The following is a 17,635-nucleotide window of genomic DNA, read 5'->3' as shown; positions in this document are numbered from 1 at the left end:
GTAGATTCCTGGTATTACCTGTCTTTCAAGGCACTTTTTGATAAAGTGTTGGTCGAAATCAGTACAGCTGTACCGCCTGGAGACTTATGGAAGTGTTCTTTATGCGATACATCCATTTATCTCATGAAGGTTAGTAATGAAAAACACCGGAAAATTTAGCAGTTCGCTGCTGCATCCGCGTTATTGGTTTACCTGGTTCGGCCTGGGAATACTCTGGCTGCTGGTTCAGCTTCCTTACCCTGTTCTTATGCGCCTTGGTGCCGGTGCCGGTAAAATTTCCCGTCATTTCCTGCAGCGCCGCGAGCGCATTACCCGTCGCAACATCGAACTCTGCTTCCCCGGTATCAGTGAAGAGAAAACCGAGCGAATGATCGCGGGCAACTTTGCTTCACTGGGCATGGCGCTGGCCGAAACCGGCATTGCCTGGTTCTGGTCCGATCGCGCGGTCAAACGCCTGTTTACCGTCTCCGGTCTGGCAAATTTACACTCTGCGCAGAATGAAAAGCGTGGCGTGATGCTGATTGGCGTGCATTTTATGTCGCTGGAACTGGGCGGTCGCATCAGTGGTCTGTGTCAGCCAATGATGGCGATGTATCGTCCACACAATAATCTGGCGATGGAGTATGTTCAGACCAAAGGCCGGATGCGCTCTAATAAAGCGATGATCGATCGCCGCGACCTGCGCGGTATGGTGCATGCGCTGAAGCAGGGTGAATCAGTGTGGTTTGCGCCCGATCAGGACTACGGCCCGAAAGGCAGCACCTTCGCTCCGCTGTTTGCCGTGGAGAAAGCTGCAACCACCAACGGCACCTTCGTGTTATCGCGTCTGGCTAAACCGGCAATGGTGCCGATTATGCTGATCCGTAATCCTGGTAACGATGGCTACCATTTGATTATCGAACCGATGCTGGAAAATTATCCTCACACCGACGAGTCGGCTGCGGCTGCCTATATGAATAAGGTGATCGAAAACCAGATTCTGCGCGCACCAGAACAGTACCTCTGGCTGCATCGCCGCTTTAAAACCCGTCCGCCGGGTGAAGCATCACTCTACGTCTGAGTCCGATCCCAAAGCAGGCCCCGCGCCTGCTTTGTTGTTTTATCTCGCAGCCAACCTCCGCTCACCGCTCCCTTTTCTCCCGCGTCTCACTGCATGACTCCCACGCTCTTAGCTTTGAATGACGCGCTGGCATCAGACCTCTATTTGAGGAATGATGAATACTCACCCGCAAGCCAGAGTTGAAATATCATATGGATATCAATACCGCTGAGCAGTGGCAGCGCCCACTGATTGATGACCGCCTGACACCTTACATCGAAGTAGACGCAGCACGTCTGGAGCAGAACCTGCAACAGATGCAGCGCAAGGCTGATGCAGCCGGCGTCGCATTTCGTCCTCATATCAAAACCCACAAAAGCGTCTGGATTGCCCGGCGTCAGCTGGCATTGGGTGCCCGGGGCGTAACGGTCTCTAAACCGAGTGAAGGTGTCAGTTTTATTCTGGGCGGCATTCGTGATCTGCTGTTGGCCTATCCGGTGGTGCAGGCGCAGAGCGTGGCAGAACTACTGCGCCTGGCGGTACAGCATCAGGCGAAAATCACCCTGATTGCCGATACGCTACAGGGCGTTGCGGCTATTGCGGATGCCAGGCAACAGCAACCCGACTGCGACCTGTCAGTGGCGATCAAAGTTGACGTCGGATTACATCGTATCGGCGTTAATCCGCATACCGATCAGGCCGTAGTGATTGCACAGGCGCTGCGAGAGAAAGGATTACGTTTTGCCGGGCTGATCTCTCATGCCGGCCACGCCTATGGCGCCGGCAACCCGGCAGCCATCGCGGAGATTGCCCACCAGGAGGCGGCGTTGATGCAGCAGCTACAGGCGACGCTTCAGGCTGCGGTTTTTACCGACTGTCCGATCTCTGTCGGTTCCACCCCCACTGCGCTGGCAGCTAATGTTGCTCCCGGCATTGATGAAATCCGTCCCGGCAATTATGCACTGCTCGATCTTACCGCCTGCCGCCTCGGCCTGAGCCGGGTCGACCAGTTGGCGCTGAGTGTGATCAGCCGGGTAGTGGCGGTAAACGAGCATTTCGCGATTATAGATGCCGGCTCGAAAATGCTGAGTTCAGATAAAGGCCCTCACGGCACCAACGCCAGCGGGTTCGGCATCGCGGTTGATGCAATCGGCAAGACCTATGAAATCGCCAAACTATCCGAAGAGCATGGTTTTCTGCTCTGTCCGCAGCACCGCCCTGAAGTCGGCAGCTTAGTGCGCATCTTCCCGAACCACAGCTGTGCGGTGATGGCGCAATCAGATGCGTTTATCCTGCGCCATGAACAGGGTGATGCAGAGCAACACGCCGTTTCCGCGCGCGGCAATTTCATCTGATTGCATCGCAGGCAACAGCCCACGTTGTTGTCTGCGGTTTGTACGAAACCCTGTCCACCCCACACTTCTGTCGTCGCAACATTTTACCTGGCGTAGCCGCATGCTTTAATGCCCTTTTCCGCTACCCTGCCGGAGGTAACATGCTCTCCTCTCGTACTCTGAGCCTGACGATTCCACGACACTGGTTAGATCTGTATGAAACCATCTGGAAACCCGAGTTCTTTCCAAAATGGGCATCCGGCTTAACCAGCAGCACCTTCGAACCTGAAGGAAATCGCTGGCGCGCCAAAGGACCACAAGGCACGGTGAAGATTCGCTTCACTCCCCATAATCCGTTTGGCGTAATGGATCACTGGATTGACACCGGCTTTGGCAAGGAGATTTATATGCCGATGCGGGTGATCGCTAACGAACAGGGTGCCGAAGTGGTGGTGACGGTCTACCGCCAGCCATTAACCTCAGAAGAAAAATTTAAGCAGGATATTGAATGGGTTAGCAAAGATCTCGAAAAGCTCAATCAATTGCTGACTCAGTAAATCAAGGAGTTAGCGCGTTTTTTCTGCTGTATTTAAGGCTGGCCGTTAATGAAAAAAAATACAAAAATATTGCGTCAAAAAGCATAAAGCCCTTAGCTGATTACCTGTACTGTTTATCAATCTATCAACAGTTATTCTTAAGCATTGTCGCCAGGAAAACTCCTGGCAGTATCACCACAATCTCCCTTGCAATGCCTGATTTCATGCCGTTTTTTCAGACACCCGTCGCATCCTTTGCCGGTGATATACATTAATCCTTAATAAATATTTATTACGCTGCTGTCAGGTATTTAATATTTATCATGCATAGAGTGAAACCATTAATTCCTGCGGTCGCGTTATCAGAGTTTTCTTATGGTGTTAATTTAAATAAAACAATGTATAAATCACTCCACACACAGCAATACCCATAATGATAAAGCAGGAAAAAAGACATGGACCGCTCGACCTATCCTTTGTTATCAGAAAAAGAATTTGTTGAGATTGCCGGCAGGATGCTGGCAGGAGAATATAAAACTACAACAGGATTTATTCGTGATCTGGCGGACTTCTTATTAACAGCGGGAGATTCCGCCATGACACGAAACCGCGAATATTCCAGGGATATCTATTTTTTATCCGAGCATCATTTGATTGAATCCATAATAACATGGCAAGCCTGGCAAGGTATTTCAGGACTTCGGCCGGAAAAGTTGCACTAACTAACGGTGTCACAGCAACCTCATTGCCGTTACACGAACATTTAATTCTCACAGAGTACCTCTACTCTAACGAGCATATTATGGCAATACGTGAAAGCAGTCTGAATAGCGCAAAATGGTCTCTCCTCTCTTCGATTAAGATTATTGGCATTGGCGTGTTGCAGCTTTCTTTACTGGCGCAAATTCTGCAGGCAAATGAACTGAACCTGCTGGCCATTGCAGTGCTGGCGTTACTGGCTATCGATACCCTGGCCGATCGGGGCTTCTCGAATACGATAATCCGCCGTTGTATGCTCTCTATCAACGATCTCTCGATCCTGTATTGGGGCAATATGTTGATGGGTGCAGCGGTGTTTGGTCTGTTATTTGTCAGCAGCCATCTGCTTAATCGGATGTTTGATCAGCCTGAACTGGCTTTAATGCTGGAGATGGTGTCTGTGGTGTTTATTATTATCCCCCAGGGCCAGCAGTACCGTGCAATATTACAACGTGAAAAACAATATACCCGTATCGCATTTGCTGAAACCTCTTCGGTATTAGCCGGGCTGAGCGTCACTTTATTTACCGTCTGGCTGACTCCCTCAGTACTCTGCGCAATCTGGGGTTATCTGGCGATGGCATCAATTCGCATGCTGATTTATTGCTACTATGGTCGTTCATGGTTCCAACCGGAATACCGTTTTAGCCTGAAAAAATTCTCTCAGATTCGTGCAAGAAACAAATAATAAAGCAAGTCTGTATGGTGGGCTCTGAGCATCCTCAGGGATGCGTTGGCGTGCTGTGAACCAGCACGCTTTTTCTTTTTTTAATGTACGGTATTATTCCGCGGCTAAGAATAATCGTTCTCGCTGACCTGCAGACCCACGGATGACGTTATAAAATCCCTGCACCCGCTGTCGGGCATTAATAAACCAGGCTCATGCCGTCGTATCGGATTCCCGCTTTACCATTCAGGCACGCCCTTCCCGTTCTCAACCGTACTCATCGCAGTCAGCGTACCGATATGCGCCAGAACGCAGCGTCCGCTCTTCACCGCTATTTCAGATTGAAGCAGGATGACAGAGACCTCTGTCGTACAGCCTGCTACGCCAGGTTCAGTGAACCGCAGAGATAACATCTCGCTCGGTGGATTAGGGCTGATGAATTTTTCTTATCCATCTCGGGACACGCCTCCAGCCACTTAGCTGATATAACTGATTTTAAATGACGCAGACATAAACTCAGCTAATCCCAACTGCCTGACACCATAAAATCTCAGTCGCCGTTTATTACGCTATCCCTTAGCCTAGCCGCCGTCTAACTGGAGCCTGCTATGTTACTGACTGTTCTCTACATCATCGGCATCACCGCCGAGGCCATGACCGGTGCGCTGGCTGCTGGCCGCCGTAAGATGGATCTGTTCGGCGTCATCATCATCGCCTCAGTCACCGCGATTGGCGGCGGTTCAGTTCGCGATATTCTGCTCGGTCACTATCCGCTGGGCTGGGTTAAACATCCCGAATACATCATGATTGTTGCCGCTGCTGCGGTGATCACTACCTTTACTGCGCCGTTAATGACGCATCTGCGCAAAGTGTTCCTGGTACTGGATGCGCTTGGCCTGGTGGTTTTCTCTATTATTGGCGCTCAGGTTGCGCTGGATTCCGGTCATGCAATGATTATTGCCGCCATCAGTGCCGTAATTACCGGCGTATTCGGCGGCGTTCTGCGCGATATGTTCTGCAACCGCATTCCCCTGGTGTTTCAGAAAGAGCTTTATGCGGGTATCGCCTTCGTTTCAGGCTGGATGTACATCCTGCTGCTGAAAACCACGCTGGCGCACGAAGCGGTGATCATCATTACGCTACTGTTCGGTTTTTTTGCCCGTTTACTGGCGCTGCGTTTCCGCCTCGGCCTGCCGATTTTCAACTATCCCCACCCGGAACACTGAGGCAGCAGGAATGCCCTGCTGCTGCAAAAAGGCGATCAGTGATTGCAGCTCAGCATGGTGAAACTGGTCGACAAGGCGCTGAGCCAGCGCAGCGCCGACGCCCGGTAAAGTTTGCCATGCCGCCGCATCCCGTTGTATCAGGTCGTCCCAGTATTGATCGGGCAGCGCATCCGCGGCTTTGCGGGGCAGTGAAACGCCCAGTGCGCTAATCCAGCTTCGCAGCGGTTGCTGGCGGGTCAGATTGAAACGGTGCCAGAGTTGTCCGGCACGCACGGAAGAGATGCCTGCCGCCATAGCGATCTGTTCAGGCGTTAAGGTGAGCCAGGAAAACAGATGCGGCATGCTGCCGCTTTCCAGCAACTTCAGCCAGGTATTGCGCTGCACATCCGCAATATTCAGCACCGACTTTCGACTCAGCCAATGCAGTTTCGCCAGCATCTGCTTCTGACAGGCGGCGCTAAAGCGATAACAGCTCAGCGGGGAATAACGCGTTTCGTCGGGTGGCTGCGGGTACTGACGCTCCACTACCCGCCAGATAACGCGATCCAGCCGGGGTACCCCCTGGCCGGCCAGGCTCACAATCACCTGATCGCCTGGAATAACGTCGCTTTCCCGCCAGCGACGCAGCGAGCCAATATTCACCCGCCTGACCGTTTTATCATCCAGCTGAACGGGCTGCAGATTCAGTACCACCGCAATTTTCCCGGTGCGGCCAATCGGAAAATCGACCGATAGCACTTCGGTAGCGATCTCAGGCGGCTGGTATTTCCAGGCAACCGCCCATTCTCCCTCTCCGGGTCGCCAGTTTTTGCCGGCAGGCCGTGACGTCTGATGAATCACCACGCCGTCCGTGACAAACGGCAGCCCGTCATGAAACCAGCGCTCACGCCAGCTCGCGACCTGTTCTTCATCCCTGACCGGCTGACTCCACTGCGCGGCCATGCCCAGTCCCACTGACTCAGCTGTGCCAGCCGATCGCGCATCTGCGCCGGGCCGTCCGGCCATGCCCAGATAAAAATATTCAGGCGCGATAACAGCGGAACAGGCTGTTTACTCATCATGGCACCGGCGACCTTTGAGCGAGCGTTTTTACCGCCGTCCTCCGCCTGATGGTGATCGGTCATCGTCAGGAACAGTTCTCCCTGCAAAACAATCTCCGCGCGATCGCTATTTATTCGTTGGGGAATGGCAGGAATCAGGGCGGCTTTATTCAGCCACTCCTCACCGCGCAACCCATCGCCACGACTCAACAGTGAAACCAGACGGCCATCGCGATAGACCAGTGAAACCGCCAGCCCATCCACTTTGGGCTGGACCCACAAATCGTGGCGATCCTGCATCCAGTAGGCCACCGCCAGTTTGTCAGGCAGCTTTTTTACCCCCGTATGGGCTACAGGATGCAGATGCTCACCGTTATCAGGCAGCTGCGCCGCGTAACCTGCCTGGGGAGAGCGGAAGCAGTGCAGCCACTGGTTGAGGCGCGACTGCAGATTATCGTAATCCGTATCGCTGACCGCGCTAAGGCCCTGCCCATAATAAGCCTGATCCCAGTGCTGAAGTTGCTGCTGCAGCTGGCCGATTTCAGTCGCTGCACGCGCCGGCGTCCAGGCGGGACACATCGCGCTGTAAGCGGGCATCACCGCAATCAAAAGAGCAACCAGCAACCCGCCAAATCCTTTCATAATGTGTCTCCTGACGTTTTGCGTCATTCAACACAGAGACGTAAGCGTCAGCCAGAGACAGTGATCCAATCCGGAACAGATCGCCGCGTAATCCGTCACTCATTACGTTCAGTCGACACTGATTTGCGCAGCAACGCGCAAAAGTTTAGCCGTTGCCGCTGCGCAAACGCTGCGTGGCGCCGGGAAGCTGTGTATACTGTGCAGGAAATCGACTCCGCTTTTAATCAATTCAAGAAAACCATGGCTCAAGGCACGCTCTATATTGTTTCTGCTCCCAGCGGCGCAGGTAAATCCAGCCTGATTCAGGCTCTGTTAAAGACCCAGCCGTTGTATGATACGCAGGTGTCTGTTTCGCACACCACCCGCGGCATGCGGCCGGGTGAAACCCATGGCGAACACTATTTTTTTGTTGAAAAACATGAATTTGAGAAGATGATTGCGGAAGACGCTTTCCTCGAACATGCTAAAGTTTTCGACAATTATTACGGCACCTCACGCCAGGCTATTGAGCAGGTCCTTTCGACCGGTGTTGACGTATTTCTCGACATCGACTGGCAGGGCGCGCAGCAGATTCGCGCCAAAATGCCCAGCGCCCGGAGTATTTTTGTCCTGCCGCCTTCGAAAGAAGAGCTCGATCGCCGTCTGCGCGGCCGTGGCCAGGATAGCGAAGAGGTGATCACCCGCCGCATGGCACAGGCCGTGGCGGAAATGAGTCACTATGCCGAATATGATTATTTAATTGTGAATGATGATTTTGATCTGGCGCTGTCCGATCTGAAAACCATTATTCGCGCAGAACGTCTGCGTATGGCGCGTCAGAAGGCGCGTCATGATGCTTTAATCAGCAAACTGTTGGCAGTCTGAATTCAGTTTCAGTATGATGCCCAGTCATTTCTTCATCTGTGGAGTAGCACACCTATGGCACGCGTAACCGTTCAGGACGCAGTAGAAAAAGTTGGTAATCGTTTTGACCTGGTGTTGGTCGCTGCACGTCGTGCACGTCAGATGCAGGTAGGCGGCAAAGATCCGCTGGTTCCCGAAGAGAACGATAAACCTACCGTTATCGCCCTGCGCGAAATCGAAGAAGGTTTGGTCACCAATCAGATTTTAGATGTGCGTGATCGTCAGGAACAGCAAGAGCAGGAAGCCGCTGAATTACAGGCCGTTACCGCTATCGCTGAAGGTCGTCGTTAACAGCCACCTGCAGGTCACCCTTGTATCTGTTTGAAAGCCTCAATCAACTGATTGAAAAATACTTGCCAGAGGAGCATATCAAGCGCCTCCAGCAAGCTTACCTTGTCGCACGTGATGCCCACGAGGGACAGACACGCTCCAGCGGTGAGCCTTATATCACCCATCCGGTTGCCGTGGCCTGTATTCTGGCGGAAATGAAGCTCGACCATGAAACATTGATGGCCGCGCTGCTGCATGACGTAATCGAAGATACGCCCGCCACTTACCAGGATATGGAACAACTCTTCGGTAAGAGCGTCGCGGAGCTGGTCGAAGGTGTTTCTAAGCTGGATAAGCTGAAATTTCGCGACAAGAAAGAGGCTCAGGCAGAGAACTTCCGCAAGATGATTATGGCGATGGTGCAGGATATCCGCGTCATTCTCATCAAGCTGGCTGACCGCACTCACAATATGCGCACCCTCGGCGCATTACGCCCGGATAAACGTCGCCGTATCGCGCTGGAAACGCTGGAAATTTACAGTCCTCTGGCGCATCGTCTGGGTATTCATCACCTCAAAACAGAACTCGAAGAACTCGGTTTCGAAGCTCTTTATCCGAACCGTTATCGGGTGATCAAAGAGGTGGTGAAGGCGGCACGCGGTAACCGTAAAGAGATGATCCAGAAGATTCTTTCTGAGATCGATGGCCGTCTGCAGGAAGCGGGCATTCCCTGCCGCGTCAGCGGTCGTGAAAAGCATCTTTACTCGATCTACCGCAAAATGACGCTGAAAGAGCAGCGTTTTCACTCGATCATGGATATCTATGCCTTTCGCGTTATCGTGAAAGATCTGGATACCTGCTATCGCGTTCTGGGCCAGATGCACAGCTTATATAAGCCGCGTCCGGGCCGGGTCAAAGATTACATCGCCATCCCCAAAGCGAACGGCTATCAATCGCTCCATACCTCAATGATCGGTCCACATGGTGTGCCGGTTGAAGTGCAGATTCGCACCGAGGATATGGATCAGATGGCGGAAATGGGGGTCGCTGCGCACTGGGCTTACAAACAGGCGGGCGAAAGTGGCACCACGGCACAGATTCGTGCTCAGCGCTGGCTGCAAAGCCTGCTGGAGTTGCAACAGAGCGCCGGCAGTTCATTTGAATTTATTGAAAGCGTGAAGTCCGATCTCTTCCCTGATGAGATCTACGTCTTCACGCCTGAAGGGCGCATCGTTGAGCTGCCGACAGGCGCCACGCCGGTGGATTTCGCCTATGCGGTGCACACGGATATTGGCCATGCCTGCGTTGGCGCTCGTGTCGATCGCCAGCCTTATCCGCTGTCGCAGTCACTGGCCAGCGGCCAGACGATTGAGATCATCACCGCACCGGGCGCCCGACCTAACGCCGCCTGGCTTAACTTTGTCGTCAGCTCCAAAGCCCGCGCCAAAATCCGTCAGTTACTGAAAAACCTCAAACGCGAAGACTCGGTCAATCTGGGCCGTCGCCTGCTGAGCCATGCGCTGGGCGGTAGTCGTAAACTGGCGGAAATCCCACCTGAGAATATCAGGCAGGAGCTGGATCGCATGAAGCTGACCTCGCTGGATGATCTGCTGGCGGAGATTGGTCTTGGCAATGCGATGAGCGTGGTGGTGGCGAAAAATCTGCTGCAGGCTGACAGCAAAGCGATTAGCAACAGCAAACGCGGCAAGCTGCCGATCAAAGGCGCTGATGGCGTGCTGATCACCTTCGCCAAATGCTGCCGACCGATTCCCGGCGATCCGATTGTTGCGCACGTCAGTCCCGGCAAAGGCCTGGTGGTGCATCACGAATCCTGTCGAAATATTCGCGGTTACCAGAAAGAGCCGGAAAAATTCATGCCGGTTGAATGGGACAAAGTGACTGAGCAGGAGTTTGTGGCCGAAATTAAGGTCGATATGTTTAACCATCAGGGCGCGCTGGCCAACCTGACGGCGGCGATTAACACTGCCGGTTCTAACATTCAGAGCCTGAACACCGAAGAGCGCGATGGCCGGGTTTACAGCGCCTTTATCCGTCTGACCGCCCGCGATCGCGTCCATCTGGCCAATATCATGCGTAAAATTCGCGTGATGCCGGATGTGATCAAAGTTCACCGTAACCGTAATTAGTGCATGAACGATCAACGTTTTGCCCGAATTCAGGCGATGCTGGCGCTGCGCCAGCACGATCTCACGGTCTGCATGGAGCAGGTGCATAAACCACATAACGTCTCCGCAGTGATCCGCACCGCCGATGCGGTGGGTATTCATGAAGTGCATGCGGTCTGGCCGAGCCAGCGGATGCGCACCCAGGCGTCCGCCTCTGCCGGCAGCAACAGCTGGGTAAAGGTGGTGACGCATCGCACGATTGGCGACGCCGTAGCACAGCTTAAACAGCAGAAGATGCAGGTTTTAGCCACGCATCTGTCAGCCGACGCCGTCGACTTCCGCGAGATTGATTATACCCGCCCCACCTGCATCCTGATGGGTCAGGAAAAAACCGGCATTACCGATGAAGCCCTGGCGCTGGCCGATCAGCAGATTATTATTCCGATGGTCGGTATGGTGCAGTCGCTGAACGTCTCGGTGGCCTCCGCCCTGATCCTGTATGAAGCCCAGCGCCAACGGCAGAACGCCGGCCTTTACCAGCGTGATTACAGCCTGCTGGATGAGGATGAGCAGCAGCGTCTGCTGTTCGAAGGCGGTTTTCCGGTGCTGGCGCGCGTCGCCCGGCAGAAAGGCTTGCCTTATCCGCGCATCAACGCCGAAGGTGACATTGAGGCTGACGCCAGCTGGTGGGCCACTATGCAATCAACCGGTAAAAGTAAAAGATGAAAGGCCGCCTGCTGGATGCCATTCCGCTCAGTACCCTGACCGGCGTCGGTGCCAGCCAGGCAGCAAAGCTGGCCAAAATTGGCCTGCACACCATTCAGGATCTGCTGCTCCATCTCCCGCTGCGTTACGAAGATCGTACCCAACTCTACGCCATTGATGATCTGCTGCCCGGTATCTGGGCCACAGTAGAAGGCGAAGTGCTGCATTCCGACATTACTTTTGGCCGCCGCCGGATGATGGTGTGTCAGATCAGCGATGGCAGCGGCGTGCTGACTCTGCGCTTCTTTAACTTCAATGCCGGCATGAAAAACAGCCTGGCACCGGGACGTCGCGTTACCGCCTACGGTGAGATCAAACGCGGCCAGCGCGGTGCCGAGATTATCCATCCTGAGTACCGTATCCAGGGCGAACACAGCAATGTGGCGCTGGAGGAGACGCTGACGCCGGTCTACCCCACCACTGAAGGCATCCGACAGGCTACGCTGCGTAATCTCACCGATCAGGCGCTGACGCTGCTGGAGAGTTGCCCGATTGCCGAGCTGCTGCCTCAGGAGCTGAGCGGCGGCTTAATCAGCCTGCCCGATGCGCTACGCACGCTGCATCGTCCGCCCCCCGATCTCAAACTGAGCGAACTGGAGAGCGGTCGCCATCCGGCACAGCGGCGTCTGATTCTGGAAGAGCTGCTGGCGCATAACCTCAGCATGCTGGCGGTACGCGCCGGTGCGCAGCGCTATTACGCCTTGCCGATGCCGGCGCGCCATGATCTGAGCGATCGCTTGCTGGCCGCGCTGCCGTTCTCGCCCACCGGCGCGCAAAAGCGGGTGGTGGCAGAGATCGAGCATGACCTGGCCAATGACTTCCCGATGATGCGGCTGGTGCAGGGCGATGTCGGCTCCGGTAAAACGCTGGTGGCGGCATTATCAGCGCTGAACGTGATTGCGCACGGTAAACAGGTCGCCCTGATGGCCCCGACTGAACTGCTGGCTGAACAGCACGCCAGCAACTTCCGCCAGTGGTTTGCGCCGCTGGGGATTGAAGTCGGCTGGCTGGCTGGAAAACAGAAAGGAAAAGCACGTCAGGCTCAGCAGGATGCCATTGCCAGCGGACAGGTTGCCATGGTGGTCGGCACCCATGCGCTGTTCCAGGAGCAGGTGCAATTTAACGGTCTGGCGCTGGTGATTATCGACGAGCAGCACCGTTTTGGCGTCCATCAACGCCTGGCGCTGTGGGAAAAGGGCGAGGAACAGGGCTTCCATCCGCATCAGTTGATCATGACGGCAACACCGATCCCCCGCACCCTGGCGATGACCGCCTATGCCGATCTCGATACCTCGACGATTGATGAGCTGCCGCCGGGACGCACACCGGTTACCACGGTCGCCATTCCCGATACCCGCCGCGATGAGATCATTGCGCGGGTCGAGCATGCCTGTCGCGAAGGCCGTCAGGCGTACTGGGTCTGTACGCTGATTGAAGAGTCGGACCTGCTGGAAGCGCAGGCGGCGGAAGCCAGCTGGGAAGCCCTCAAAACCGCACTGCCCGACCTCAATATCGGTCTGGTACACGGCCGGATGAAACCGGCTGAAAAGCAGGCGGTGATGCAGGCGTTTAAAGCCAATCAGCTGCAACTGCTGGTCGCGACCACGGTGATCGAAGTGGGCGTAGACGTGCCCAATGCCAGCCTGATGATTATCGAGAACCCGGAGCGGTTAGGCCTGGCGCAGCTGCATCAGCTGCGCGGACGGGTCGGCCGTGGCGCGGTTGCCTCGCATTGCGTGTTGCTCTATAAAGCCCCGCTGAGCAAAACCGCCCAGAAGCGATTGCAGGTGTTACGTGACAGCAATGACGGCTTCGTGATTGCGCAGTTTGACCTGGAGATTCGCGGGCCTGGCGAGCTGCTGGGCACCCGCCAGACCGGCAACGCCGAGTTCAAAGTGGCGGATTTACTGCGTGACCAGGCGATGGTGCCTGAAGTCCAGCGCGTGGCGCGACATATCCACCAGCACTATCCGGAACAGGCCAGCGCCCTGATTGAACGCTGGCTGCCGGAGAACACCCGTTACACCAACGTCTGATCGGCGTTTTTTATCCTCGCCGGGCAAACGATTGCTTTTAGCCGGCGGATGATTACAATCGCCACACTATTTTTCGGGAACAGTAGAAGATGTCCACCAATCCGCAGCCAGATCAACCCTCTACCCATCACAGTGAACTGATCTATCGTCTTGAAGATCGCCCACCGCTGCCGCAAACGCTGTTCGCCGCCGGTCAGCATCTGTTAGCCATGTTTGTTGCCGTGATCACTCCTGCCCTGCTGATTTGTCAGGCTCTGGGCTTGCCCGCCCAGGATACCCAGCACATCATCAGCATGTCGCTGTTCGCGTCGGGCGTGGCGTCGCTGCTGCAAATCAAAACCTGGGGACCAGTGGGTTCAGGCCTGTTATCGATTCAGGGCACCAGCTTTAACTTCGTCACGCCGCTGATTATGGGCGGGATGGCGCTGAAAAATGGCGGTGCTGATGTGCCTGCCATGATGGCGGCGCTGTTTGGCACGCTGATGGTCGCCTCCTGTACTGAGATGGTGCTGTCACGCGTTCTGCATCTGGCGCGCCGGATTATTACGCCGCTGGTCTCCGGGATCGTGGTGATGATTATTGGTCTGTCGCTGATTCAGGTCGGACGGACGTCGATTGCCGGCGGCTTTAGCGCCATCGCCGACCACAGTTTTGGTGCCCCGAAAAATCTGCTGCTGGCAGGTGCGGTGCTGCTGGTGATCGTGCTGCTGAATCGCCAGAAAAATCCCTATCTGCGCGTCGCCTCACTGGTAATCGCGATGGCGGTCGGCTATTTGCTGGCCTGGGCGCTGAATATGTTGCCCGCCGCCAGCACGCCAGCCGATCAACCGCTGATTGCGGTGCCGACGCCGCTCTATTACGGGCTGGGCTTCGACTGGAACCTGCTGATTCCGCTGATGCTGGTGTTTATGGTGACCTCGCTGGAGACCATTGGCGACATCACCGCGACGTCGGATGTCTCCGAGCAGCCGGTGAGCGGTCCGCTCTACATGAAGCGTCTGAAGGGCGGCGTGCTGGCTAACGGCCTTAATTCCTGCGTGTCAGCGCTGTTCAACACCTTCCCCAACTCCTGCTTCGGCCAGAACAACGGCGTCATCCAGTTAACCGGCGTCGCCAGCCGCTACGTCGGCTTTGTGGTGGCGCTGATGCTGATTGTGCTGGGCCTGTTCCCGGCGGTCAGTGGACTGGTGCAGCATATTCCTGAGCCGGTGCTGGGCGGTGCCACCATTGTGATGTTTGGTACCATCGCCGCCTCCGGCGTGCGCATCGTGTCACGCGAGCCGCTCAACCGTCGCGCAATTATGATTATCGCGCTGTCGCTGGCGGTAGGACTGGGCGTATCGCAGCAGCCGCTGATCCTGCAATTTGCGCCTGAGTGGTTGAAAACCCTGCTCTCTTCCGGCATTGCGGCGGGTGGGATTACCGCTATCGTGCTTAACCTGATTTTTCCGCAAGAGAAGTAAGGCTCACGACGGGCTTCGGCCCGTCTGCTATTTAGTCGGATTTACATCCAGGCTGTTGAGCTGTAACGGTAATTCAGGCATAACAACCTCTCACCGGATTTAACTCGGGAAGGATGCTATGAAATTTCTTGGAAAGTTTTTCCTCACCTTACTTTTGCTGCTGCTGTTCATCCTGGTGGTGATCTATGTGCTGCTGCAAACACAGTGGGGTGCAGGCTGGTTTAGCCGATGGGTGAGCGACAAAACGGAGTGGCATCTCTCCCTGAGTAAAATTGAGCACAACTTCTCCTCACCCTCTCACGTCATTCTGGATGACTTCAGCTTTGGTCACGATGGTCAGCCTGCAGTTCTGGTGGCAAAACGCGTTGATCTGGGCCTGGCACTGGTGCAGTTCAGCGATCCGCTGCACTTCAGCAGCATCGAACTGCGTGACGGCGAAGTTAATCTGGCCAACCTGACGCCCACAAGCGCGTTGCCGATTCAGGCTCAGCGCCTGCAACTCAACAACATGCGTATCGACAGCCCCAACAGTGCGCTGCCGCTGTTCGCACAGCAGGTGAACGGCGGTATTCTGCCGTGGAAACCCACCGCCAGCGATATGCTGGGCCGTGATGCCCGCTTCCAGATGAGTGCAGGCAGCATGACGCTGAATAAGGTGCCCGGCGAAAATGTGCTGATTCAGGGAAGCGTCTCGCAGGGCCGGATGGTGTTCAACAATGTCGGTGCCGACCTGGCGCGAGGCTCGATGACCGGCAACGGCGAGCGTGACGCGCAGGGCAACTGGAAAATTAACCAGCTGCGGCTGAATGATATTCGCCTGCAGACCGCCAGCAGCCTGAAAGAGTTTCTGCGTAATGCAGACGCGGTACCGTCGATTGCGATTACCCGGCTGGATGTTACCGATGCGCGTCTGCAGGGGCCTGACTGGGCGGTGACCGATCTTGATCTGACCCTGCGCAATCTTAACTGGCAGGGCAATGACTGGCAGAGCAATGACGGTTCGCTGGCGCTGAATGCCAGCAACTTTATTAACGGCGGGCTGGAGCTTAACGATCCGATCGTCAATCTGGACTTTTCTCCGCAGGGTATTGCGCTGACACAGTTCAGTTCACGCTGGGTCAACGGTGTGATCCGGGCAGAGGGTGACTGGTCGCGCGCCGATAAACGCCTGACGCTGAAGACCCTTGCCGTCGCCGGGCTGGAGTATACCCTGCCGCAGGACTGGCGCGATCGCTGGCAGGCACCCCTGCCTGACTGGCTCGACAGCGTGCTGGTGACGCGTTTCACCTCAAACCGTAATCTGATTATCGATATTAACCCGGCGTTTCCTTTCCAGCTGACGTCGCTGGATGGCAGCGGCGAGAACCTGTTGCTGGCTCGTCAGCATCAGTGGGGCATCTGGTCCGGTAAACTGAGCCTGAATGCGGCGGAATCGACCTTTAATCGCACCGATCTGCGTCATCCTTCGATTACGCTGAGTGCTGACCCGCAGCAGATTCAGGTGACTGAGCTAAGTGCTTTCAGCGATAAAGGATTGCTGGAAGGGCATGCAACGGTTAGCCAGCAACCCGATCGTCCGCTGGCGTTACAGCTGACGGGCCGTGCCGTGCCGGTGAATGTGTTGCAGAACTGGGGATGGCCGGCGCTGCCGTTAACCGGTGACAGCAACCTGCAGTTGCAGCTGAATGCCGCGTTAAAAGCCGGTCAGCCGCTGCGGCCGACCACCAATGGCAGTTTGTCGGTGACCACCGACAGCCAGCAGTTACAGCAGACCCTGCAGGCTGGTCAGGTGCGATAACAAAACAGGGCCGGTTTTACCGGCCCTGTTCATCAGTTAATCCGCGCGCCGGAACCGCCCTCTTCCAGCGGTCCGTCAGGATCGGCCGGCAGCACGATGTAAACCCCTTCAAACACCGCCCCGCGCTCTTCATCCCCGAACAGCTCCACTTCAAGCTGCACACGCGCTTTACGGCCTCGCGCCAGACGATCGAGATCGCCGCTTAACGAGCCGAGATCGGCGATGGCGCCCGGACGACCGCTGATCGGCTGGCTGTAACGAATATGCGCATCCGCCAGAATGATGGTGCCACCAAGATGACGTTCACGCAGCAACAGCCAGATTAATCCCCAACCGGTGAGCGTCGCCAGAGAGAACAGGCTGCCCGCGAACAGCGTCTGATGCGGATTCTGGTTGCCCGCTTCCGGCATGGTGGTAATAAATTTCTGGCCGGTATACTGCAGAATGCGCACCCCCATTTTTTCGCTTAGCGGGATATGCGCATACCAGGCCTGCTGCAGCTGACCGCACCAGTCGGCGCGATGCAGAATATCGTCCAGCGTCACCACCGGCTTGATCATCAGAAAATGGCGTACCGGCGTGGTCTGTGGAGCGGTAATCTCACCCTGGTTGACGTAGCCCAGCTTGGCGAAAAAGGCGACGGCGTCTTCACGCGCGCTACAGGTAACGCGCTTAGCCCCTTCCTGACGCGCCACCGACTCCAGCGTCATCGCCACCAGCGTTCCCAGGCCTTTGCCCTGTACCGAGGGATGGACCGCCATAAAGCGAATCGCCGCTTCATTGTCGGCATTGATATACAGACGTCCTACCGCGACCGGCTGCCCCTGTTCATCCACCACCATCTGATGATGGGCTAAGGCATCCCAGGCATCCCGCTCGGAACCCTGCGGCTGACGCAGCGGTTTTCGTAACATTTCCCAGCGGAACTGGTAATAGATATCCAGCTCTTCCGCCGTCTGGGGCACGCGAAGATGATACATAAAATGTTTCTCTCGTTCGGAGCTTGCGTGGCTCATCCCTTGCCGCTCGGC

General features: G+C 55.6%; 14 protein-coding genes and 1 pseudogene. 13 read left to right on the top strand and 2 right to left on the bottom strand.

Features of this window, described 5'->3' with window-relative positions; translation table 11 throughout:
* The first annotated feature begins 136 nt into the window (after positions 1-136).
* The 6 genes from lpxP to FHW04_RS19560 all read left to right on the top strand — a co-directional run bounded on the left by lpxP (position 137) and on the right by FHW04_RS19560 (position 5,561).
* On the top strand, positions 137-1,060 hold the full coding sequence (lpxP, locus tag FHW04_RS19585) for a kdo(2)-lipid IV(A) palmitoleoyltransferase (RefSeq protein ID WP_031375156.1): 924 nt from the start codon (positions 137-139) through the stop codon (positions 1,058-1,060).
* Between the two features lie 191 nt (positions 1,061-1,251).
* A complete protein-coding gene (locus FHW04_RS19580; RefSeq protein ID WP_031375157.1) occupies positions 1,252-2,394 on the top strand; it encodes an alanine racemase in 1,143 nt (380 codons plus the stop codon).
* Between the two features lie 140 nt (positions 2,395-2,534).
* Positions 2,535-2,930: a hypothetical protein gene (locus tag FHW04_RS19575; protein ID WP_046289511.1), complete on the top strand. Its 396-nt coding sequence runs from the start codon at positions 2,535-2,537 to the stop codon at positions 2,928-2,930.
* Between the two features lie 434 nt (positions 2,931-3,364).
* Positions 3,365-3,631, top strand: coding sequence for a hypothetical protein (locus FHW04_RS19570; RefSeq protein WP_031375158.1), 267 nt, complete (start codon positions 3,365-3,367; stop codon positions 3,629-3,631).
* A gap of 80 nt (positions 3,632-3,711) precedes the next feature.
* Complete coding sequence (locus FHW04_RS19565) at positions 3,712-4,356, top strand: oligosaccharide flippase family protein (protein WP_031375159.1); 645 nt, start codon at positions 3,712-3,714, stop codon at positions 4,354-4,356.
* A 587-nt stretch (positions 4,357-4,943) separates the two neighbouring features.
* Positions 4,944-5,561 carry a trimeric intracellular cation channel family protein gene (locus FHW04_RS19560; protein WP_031375160.1) on the top strand — a complete coding sequence of 206 codons (618 nt, stop codon included), beginning with the start codon at positions 4,944-4,946 and terminating at the stop codon, positions 5,559-5,561.
* Here FHW04_RS19560 and ligB read toward each other — a convergent pair.
* Positions 5,499-7,243: pseudogene (gene ligB, locus FHW04_RS19555) on the bottom strand (NAD-dependent DNA ligase LigB). The gene FHW04_RS19560 and the pseudogene ligB overlap by 63 nt on opposite strands.
* A gap of 240 nt (positions 7,244-7,483) precedes the next feature.
* On the opposite strand from ligB, the gene gmk reads away from it, so the two are divergent.
* The 7 genes from gmk to FHW04_RS19520 all read left to right on the top strand — a co-directional run bounded on the left by gmk (position 7,484) and on the right by FHW04_RS19520 (position 16,604).
* Positions 7,484-8,107: a guanylate kinase gene (gene gmk / locus FHW04_RS19550; RefSeq protein WP_031375162.1), complete on the top strand. Its 624-nt coding sequence runs from the start codon at positions 7,484-7,486 to the stop codon at positions 8,105-8,107.
* Positions 8,108-8,161: 54 nt separating this feature from the next.
* Complete coding sequence (gene rpoZ / locus FHW04_RS19545; protein WP_003851346.1) at positions 8,162-8,437, top strand: DNA-directed RNA polymerase subunit omega; 276 nt, start codon at positions 8,162-8,164, stop codon at positions 8,435-8,437.
* A 20-nt stretch (positions 8,438-8,457) separates the two neighbouring features.
* Positions 8,458-10,563, top strand: a complete 2,106-nt coding sequence (spoT, locus tag FHW04_RS19540; protein WP_031375163.1) for a bifunctional GTP diphosphokinase/guanosine-3',5'-bis pyrophosphate 3'-pyrophosphohydrolase — start codon at positions 8,458-8,460, stop codon at positions 10,561-10,563.
* 3 nt (positions 10,564-10,566) lie between these two features.
* The gene (gene trmH / locus FHW04_RS19535) at positions 10,567-11,268 is read left to right on the top strand and encodes a tRNA (guanosine(18)-2'-O)-methyltransferase TrmH (RefSeq protein WP_031375164.1); all 702 of its coding nucleotides are present in this window, start codon (positions 10,567-10,569) and stop codon (positions 11,266-11,268) included.
* On the top strand, positions 11,265-13,343 hold the full coding sequence (gene recG, locus FHW04_RS19530) for an ATP-dependent DNA helicase RecG (RefSeq protein WP_031375165.1): 2,079 nt from the start codon (positions 11,265-11,267) through the stop codon (positions 13,341-13,343). Before trmH ends, recG begins: the two co-directional genes overlap by 4 nt.
* A gap of 89 nt (positions 13,344-13,432) precedes the next feature.
* The gene (locus FHW04_RS19525; RefSeq protein WP_089562349.1) at positions 13,433-14,806 is read left to right on the top strand and encodes a nucleobase:cation symporter-2 family protein; all 1,374 of its coding nucleotides are present in this window, start codon (positions 13,433-13,435) and stop codon (positions 14,804-14,806) included.
* A 118-nt stretch (positions 14,807-14,924) separates the two neighbouring features.
* The gene (locus FHW04_RS19520) at positions 14,925-16,604 is read left to right on the top strand and encodes an AsmA family protein (protein WP_089562350.1); all 1,680 of its coding nucleotides are present in this window, start codon (positions 14,925-14,927) and stop codon (positions 16,602-16,604) included.
* A gap of 32 nt (positions 16,605-16,636) precedes the next feature.
* Here FHW04_RS19520 and fabY read toward each other — a convergent pair whose 3' ends face one another.
* Positions 16,637-17,584 carry a fatty acid biosynthesis protein FabY gene (gene fabY, locus FHW04_RS19515; protein ID WP_046289509.1) on the bottom strand — a complete coding sequence of 316 codons (948 nt, stop codon included), beginning with the start codon at positions 17,582-17,584 and terminating at the stop codon, positions 16,637-16,639.
* Between the last annotated feature and the right edge of the window lie 51 nt (positions 17,585-17,635).

The organism is Pantoea sp. AN62 (genome assembly GCF_050432985.1).
GTDB lineage: Bacteria > Pseudomonadota > Gammaproteobacteria > Enterobacterales > Enterobacteriaceae > Pantoea > Pantoea brenneri.
Note: the sequence above shows the minus strand (reverse complement) of the source record. Positions and strands in the feature narration are given on the sequence as shown.